The following is a 6,815-nucleotide window of genomic DNA, read 5'->3' as shown; positions in this document are numbered from 1 at the left end:
GCCCATATAAAGAAAAAAGCCTCCCTGTACGATACAGGAAGGGGTTTTTCTTACCCTGAGGATTCCTTTTCAAGTTGTAGTAGCAGAAAACGATTACTTATGAAGCGATTAATAGGGATATAAAACAAAAATGCAATTAGCCAAAATATTATGAATTGATCAGCCAATATTATAAGAATTTGGCAATAGGATTAACAGGCAGAAAATTAAATCGAAATAAGTCAATTTATTAATAAGTCAAGCCTGACCCCGTTTATTCCACATTTACCCTCATTTCATCCCAACAAGATCAGAACTTCTGCAATACACCAATAAGGAATTTTTAGATGTTTTAAGAACGCTCACTGTTGAAAGAAATTAGAGCGAATAGAACTATCTCAAAGGCACCTATGGAGAAACCGGGCGCATCTGCAAGACCACGGATCGCCTCCACCAATAATCCACATTTATGCAAATATAGGGAGTTTTGTGAGCTGCGAATTGTTTGGCTTTGTAACAGACGCTTTTTGCAGGCGATTTTCTCGCCTCCACCATGCGAATTTTCAAAGAAGGGAAAGCACCGGCTTTTAGGGATTGGATATTAATCTGTACCACTGATAACTGCGAAAAATGGATTGATTGTATGTAGGTAGAAATATAGAGAATTTTAAAGTTCCTGCAAAATGTTTTAATAATTTGCAGGAACTTTTGTATTTAATGGTAATTATTCATAGAATTGCAACAGGGTTTTTGGTGTGGAGATCCTTCCCCTTATAACGAAAACTTTTTAACTGCGTTTTGCAATGCATCAGCCGTATTGACCAGTACGTGCTGTACCTCTTCGATAGCCGTAACCTGGTCCTGGGTGGCGACTGAAACCTGGGTTGTCTGCGTTACTGTGTTTTTGCTCATGGATTCGATATCTTGGACTGCAGTCAAGACGTTCTGGCTATTCGTGGCAATGGTTTCTATGGAGGCAGTGATACCTTGAATTTGTCCCGATACCTGGTTGGTCATGGCAATAATTTCATTGAAGGTATCGCCGACGCTGCTGACCATAGCGACTTCCAATTTGACTACATCGCTGCTTTTGCTCATTGCGGCAACGGCGTTAGCTGTATCTGCCTGTATTTCGATAATTAACTCGCCAATTTGTTTGGCGGCGATTTGTGATTGCTCCGCCAGCTTGCGCACTTCATCAGCTACAACCGCAAAACCGCGTCCTTGTTCGCCAGCGCGAGCCGCCTCAATAGCCGCATTTAATGCCAATAAATTGGTTTGACTGGCAATTCCTGAAATAGTATCAAGAATTTGACCAATTTCCTTAGAACGATCATCCAGCTTTGTTACAAGCTTAGAGGATTCGTCGACATTGGCTGCGAGGTTTTGCATTTGAGACACTGCCTGTTCAATGGATTTGCCACTGTCCATTGCCGATTGAGCGGTCCTTTCCGATACGGAAGCAACTGCAGTGGAATCGGCAGCAATTTGTTGAATGTTTTCAACAATTTCGGTTATAAGCGAGGCGGTAGTATCAAGAGTAGCCACTTGTTCATTGACGGAGTCAGTAATGCTCGCAATGGAATTGGCGACTTGCCCTGCTGTAACTTCAGAGTGGGCTGCGCAAGCTGTAAGCTGCTCGGATGACGACGAAACTGCCTCGGCCGTGACTAATACCTGTCTAAGCAAGCTCTTGAGTCCGCCAACCATTGCATTGAAGTTCTGCGCCAACTTGCCGATTTCATCATTTTGCTGGTTGGTTATTTCAATGTTCAAATTACCGGTTTTCATAGCTTCAGTGGCGTCTACCAATTGAATAATAGGCCTGGTGATGCGATTGGAAACAAAAACACTGATGAATCCTACCACTAAAATAGTTATCAGCAGTATAGTGAGATTTGCCAGGAGTAGCCGGTCATTTTTAGCATTAAATTCGTCGAAGGATTTTTCCATGCATATAATCCAGCGTGTTTTAGGATCATACACATAATTGACCAGTTTGCGGACACCATTCTCGTCGATGATTTCTTCCCTGCCGCTTTGACCTTGCATTGCTTTTTGAACAAAGGGGAGGCTGCTCATATCCTTGCGCTCGTTTGAAACCTGTTCATCGGGATGGACGGTAATTTTTCCATCCTGATCGAGGATGTAGGCGGTAACTCCGTTTTGTGACCGCTTAACGACGAAGTCTTTGAGGAACGAGAGATTGATGGAGGCTTGCAAAACGCCGGTCACTGCTCCATCGGCCGAACGTATCGGCGTGGCGATAGCAACTACCGGCTTGCCGTCTGTCTTACTAACCAGGACTTCGGAAACTACTTCATCTTTTCCTTTGACAGCTTCCTGATAAAAAGCCCGGTCGGCAACTTTTACCAATTTGGCAGTATCGCCTCTCACCAGCTGATTACCTTTATTGTCATCAACGGTCATGGCCAGGGCGGTAAATACTCTCTGTGTGTCACCCAGCAGTTGACCTGCCGCCGGGAGATCGTAATTTCTTACCGGGGCGGTCTGGGCGGTCCCTCTAAGTACTTCCAGGTGCTTATCGACATAATCGCGGGTTTCCGACTTTAGTACTTCCAGCTCACTGGCACTAAGTGAATAGAAGTCAGCCTGTAGGGATTTATTAGACAACGAAAAAGAAAAAAGAGAGGCTCCGAGCAATGGGACACAACTAATAATGATCAACAGAATAAAAAACTTTTTTTTCATTAGTCATTAGCTCCTTGTCGAAATGTACGAATGTAAGTTACTCGTGCATGTTCATCGTTTGAATAACCCCAATACATTTACTATCAGCGCCACCAAACCGCCGGCAATCAGCGGTCCGACAGGCAGCCCGCGAAAGAAACAAACACCGATAACAGTGCCGACAATCAGAGCCGATACTGTTTCCGGTGACTCCTTCATATAAATGACCCCCTGACCTGCAACCCAGGCCAGGAAAATCCCAATCACAACTGCGAGAAGGCCAACTGGAGATTTGAAGATAGCCAGCATGTCGTTCATAGCTATTTGACCCTGGGCAACCGGACTCAGGACGGCGATTGTCAGAATGACAATGCCGATATTTATACCGTGCCTGTCTATAAACGGGAGATAAGTTTCCAGACCTATTCTGGGAATGAGCAACAGAACCAAGGCAGCAACAGCTACAGTATGGTTATTGCCGATAATAGATAACGCCAGTATTATTAATAAAGGAAGGCTATCCCAATTCATTTGTTCACATCCTAGCCATGATTTTCAGTGGTTCGTAGCAGCAGCTGTTAGTTTGCAGTTGGCTATTCCAGATTATTTAAGTTCATTGTATTTTTTTAAACAAATAGTATCAAAAGTATCCCATCTTAGCCGATTAATGCAATCAGACCAGATAGCTTCCTGTTTGCCAAGAAACTCTAATCGTTCCAGCATATGTTGGGTAATTTGGTCTTTTTTGATTACGATAACACCAGAATCATCAGCAATAATGATTCCACCGTTCAACTCCTGTTCACGTTTGTTATAATAAGCCTCGTCGAAGCCGGTGTCTGTATTGATACAACCGATTGGCGACCGGCCATAGGTCCACATGGGATAGTTTTCTTTGATCAGTTGTTGAACATCGCGTACCAAGCCGCTAACCACGATTCCTTGGGCCTGACGATAGAAAAAAATATATTTTGCAATCAGATCACCAATAATCGCTTTGCCGTCGCAATTCACTGCATCAATATACACTACAGCGTCTTTAGGGGTATTGCGGATATAATTATGTACATGATAATTGGAACCGTTGAACGCAGGAATATAGTGAATGATCCCCGCTACTCTGCTGCCAGGCAATAAAACCTGCAATTTGGGATCCAACTCTCCCGTCTTATGCATAGCATCGGCTATTTCCGTTGTACTCATCTGGTTGTAATCAATATACTCCAGTATTATTTTCTGTAATGAGGTCAACTCCATCTCGCCAAACTCCTTTCATAATCTGTTTTGACAACAAATAAAACCGCTTCCCTAGCTGGTCATAAGGGATTGGGGCTGCTTAACCCCGGATTATTTTTCCTATGTAAATACCAAATAAGATCAAAAATAGCCCGTGCATCTTCCTCAGGCATATCCGCAAACCTGCAGCCAATATGATCATCCTGTTGCCAGGCGACTCTGGCCGCGACCTTCAGGTTGCCTAACTCCTTCGGTAAAGACAGCAGAATGGGTAAATTGATATCAAAATGCTCTTTAATTTGCAGCAGTATTCCATCCATGCTGATATTCAGCGCAAGGGCATGTAGATGCTGATCCGACCCGTTCACTTTAATCGTCACAGGCGCCTCGATATCGATCCGGGGGAATTTACGATTCTCTATGATAACGTCCCGTTGTTTAAGCGCCTGATCAATCCATGTGCGGTCCCAGAGCTTATTAGCTATTTCTTCTGTTGCTTTGATGACTGCGTGGGTTTCTGCCAGGCATTTTTCTAACAAAGTGGGGGCATGTTTCGGGTTAATTACGACAATGCCATCTTCGTCACCGACCAATATATCGCCGGGATAAACAACAACTCCCCCACAAGTGACGGGGATATTAATTTCGCCGGAGCCGTCTGTATAAGGCCCTGCCGGATTGGCTCCTGCCGCATAAATGGACATATCCATCTTTTTTAGTGTTCCTGCATTGCGAATAGCACCGTCAATAACGAACCCGCCGATACCTCTTTGCTTGGCCCACAAAGCCATCAATTCTCCCATAACGGAGTAGGTCAGGTCACCTTGGGCATCTACCACAATAATATCGCCAGGTTGGGCAATATCAAGCGCCTTATGCAGCATGAGAGTACCACCTGCGCGGGATGTAACGGTAATAGCCGGTCCAACTAACGGGATGTCGTTCAGTGGGCGAATTTTGCTATTCATGCATGATCTGCGATGCAGGTGGTGTGCTATATTGGCTGTCGGTATTCGTGAAAAACTATCAAGCAAAGCGCGGGAGGGGCGGTTTATTTGCGTAAAAATACGTAACGCTGCTCTTGACATAATTTTTATCACACTCCGTTTCATTTACTACCAATAAGTTTTGCCAAACAAATAAACCAGCCCCATAGCTGGTTTATGAGGCGTTTAGCGGTTAAACCAAACGGCAACCTGGCAGTCATAGGCATCCTCGCCCTTAGATCCATGGCTTTGCGTCCTTACCTTTCGATAAGTATGCTAAATATGTATTTTTTTATATTCCAGGGCCTTACATTTGGCTAGTACACTATACGCTAAGATAATAACATAAATCTGTATAAACGTTCTATAAATGTTAATAGATGTTAATAAACCTTGTCAAATCTTAATATAAGCAAATAAGCGGCTGTTGCGCTAAGAGAGCCCGGCAAATTGCAACCTGTATCATAAGGAAATCGTAGAAGAGTATGTCGATCCAGGGGTTAGCAGCCAATACACGTTCACGGTGGATTCGAAGTCGCTTACGCGCTACGGTGATGGATCTTGATATCAAACCGTGCCGGAGTTGTTAGGGCTGCAAACAGGGCGATCGGGGCTGTATTATCAACGACGACATGCAGAAACTTTATGACGCGCTTGAGCAGGCCGATGCCCTTGTTCTCGGCTCGCCGGTTTACATGGGGCAGATGAGTGCCCAGGCGAAGATAGTTACCGACAGGTTGTTTGCCCGATTCTCGCCACGATTCTCTCCGTATTTCAAAGAAGGAAATGCGAAAAAAAAGCTGATTCTTGTGTTGACGTGGAAGGAAAAATCGCTTAGTATAGTAACGGAAATACATTTTTGGTACTGTCGGGTTGACAAAGGATGGTGATCCGTTTGCGTAATCAAATTATCGCAGCGGCAATAGAAGATATAAACAAATTTGGTATAAAGTTTACAATGAGTGACCTCGTAAAACGCCTGTCAATTAGCAAAAGCACCTTGTATGCACATTTTAAATCGAAAGAAGAGGTGATCGGAGCTATAGTGGATCTGGCCTTGGCAAGCCTGCGCCAACAGAGGCAGGACATACTTGAAAATAATACGTTGCATGTTCCTGAGAAATTAAAGGCGGTATTATTGGCCCATCCCCCCATGGATGTAAGTATGGGCTTCATGTTTGACTTAAAGCGCCATTTTCCGGAAGAATGGAATAAAATTCAGCAGTCCCGGAACGAAAAGTGGGAAATTATTGAATCTTTAATAACACAAGGTATTGAGGCTGGATATTTTCGTGCTATTGATTCTCTTGATTTGACAATACTAAGAATAATTTTTGATGCTACAACGAAAGAATTGATGGATCAAAGCTTTTCCGTAAACAATTCTATATCTTTTACTGATTCTATGCATAAAATTGCAGATGTATTATGCCGGAGCATTATGAAGACGAATACTGCGGATGAAGCCTAAACGAAATCAGGCCCAATAAAATTCTTCTCGAATCGATGTGATTTTTTTCTTTTATCAGTACCAAAAGTACAATTATTGTACGAATAGGTTTAGAACTGATATGACAGAGATGCTAGGTTTGTACAAGTACGATTCGCAAATGATAATAAAATTGCGTAATGCGACAGAGGACGTTCTCCTTGTCGCATTTTTAACCTTAAATATGTTGGATACGAATCTGGTTATATATAGCTAATTACCCGTTTGTAAAGTGTAGGGCTAACCGCTAGTCGCTAATCATAAACGCGACAGCAAGAACCGTCCCTGTCGCATTTTATAAATGTTCACAACCATTTCTGATATTATAAAAGATCTTCCGGATATGATTAAAGCAAGTTTCCCCCTCATAAAAAAAGGTCAGAAACTAGGACAGACTCAAAAAAAGAGTTCCATTTTCATTATACCATTAATGT

At 43.1% G+C, this 6,815-nt stretch carries 6 protein-coding genes and 1 riboswitch; of the genes, 2 read left to right on the top strand and 4 right to left on the bottom strand.

The window, feature by feature from the left end; translation table 11 throughout:
• Positions 1-750: 750 nt before the first annotated feature.
• The 4 genes from VN379_RS15345 to VN379_RS15330 all read right to left on the bottom strand — a co-directional run bounded on the left by VN379_RS15345 (position 751) and on the right by VN379_RS15330 (position 4,994).
• Positions 751-2,691, bottom strand: coding sequence for a methyl-accepting chemotaxis protein (locus VN379_RS15345; RefSeq protein WP_325535376.1), 1,941 nt, complete (start codon positions 2,689-2,691; stop codon positions 751-753).
• A gap of 51 nt (positions 2,692-2,742) precedes the next feature.
• Complete coding sequence (locus VN379_RS15340) at positions 2,743-3,201, bottom strand: DUF441 domain-containing protein (RefSeq protein WP_325535374.1); 459 nt, start codon at positions 3,199-3,201, stop codon at positions 2,743-2,745.
• A gap of 72 nt (positions 3,202-3,273) precedes the next feature.
• Complete coding sequence (locus tag VN379_RS15335; RefSeq protein WP_325535372.1) at positions 3,274-3,927, bottom strand: RraA family protein; 654 nt, start codon at positions 3,925-3,927, stop codon at positions 3,274-3,276.
• Between the two features lie 59 nt (positions 3,928-3,986).
• A complete protein-coding gene (locus tag VN379_RS15330; RefSeq protein WP_325535370.1) occupies positions 3,987-4,994 on the bottom strand; it encodes a PilZ domain-containing protein in 1,008 nt (335 codons plus the stop codon).
• Between the two features lie 99 nt (positions 4,995-5,093).
• Positions 5,094-5,180, bottom strand: a riboswitch (cyclic di-GMP riboswitch).
• A gap of 329 nt (positions 5,181-5,509) precedes the next feature.
• Between VN379_RS15330 and VN379_RS15325 the strand changes: the two genes are divergently transcribed.
• On the top strand, positions 5,510-5,782 hold the full coding sequence (locus VN379_RS15325) for a flavodoxin family protein (protein WP_325535378.1): 273 nt from the start codon (positions 5,510-5,512) through the stop codon (positions 5,780-5,782).
• Between the two features lie 5 nt (positions 5,783-5,787).
• Positions 5,788-6,363, top strand: coding sequence for a TetR/AcrR family transcriptional regulator (locus tag VN379_RS15320; RefSeq protein ID WP_325535368.1), 576 nt, complete (start codon positions 5,788-5,790; stop codon positions 6,361-6,363).
• The last annotated feature ends 452 nt before the right edge of the window (positions 6,364-6,815 follow it).

Origin of the sequence: Sporomusa sp. (assembly GCF_035561255.1) — a bacterium.
GTDB lineage: Bacteria > Bacillota > Negativicutes > Sporomusales > Sporomusaceae > Sporomusa.
This window is presented reverse-complemented; position numbering and strand designations above follow the sequence as displayed.

What these genes read in the sequence shown, in the direction of transcription:
- VN379_RS15345 (WP_325535376.1), bottom strand. Translation starts at nt 2,691, where the DNA reads ATGAAAAAAAAGTTTTTTATTCTGTTGATCATTATTAGTTGTGTCCCA.
- VN379_RS15340 (WP_325535374.1), bottom strand. Translation starts at nt 3,201, where the DNA reads ATGAATTGGGATAGCCTTCCTTTATTAATAATACTGGCGTTATCTATT.
- VN379_RS15335 (WP_325535372.1), bottom strand. Translation starts at nt 3,927, where the DNA reads ATGGAGTTGACCTCATTACAGAAAATAATACTGGAGTATATTGATTAC.
- VN379_RS15330 (WP_325535370.1), bottom strand. Translation starts at nt 4,994, where the DNA reads ATGTCAAGAGCAGCGTTACGTATTTTTACGCAAATAAACCGCCCCTCC.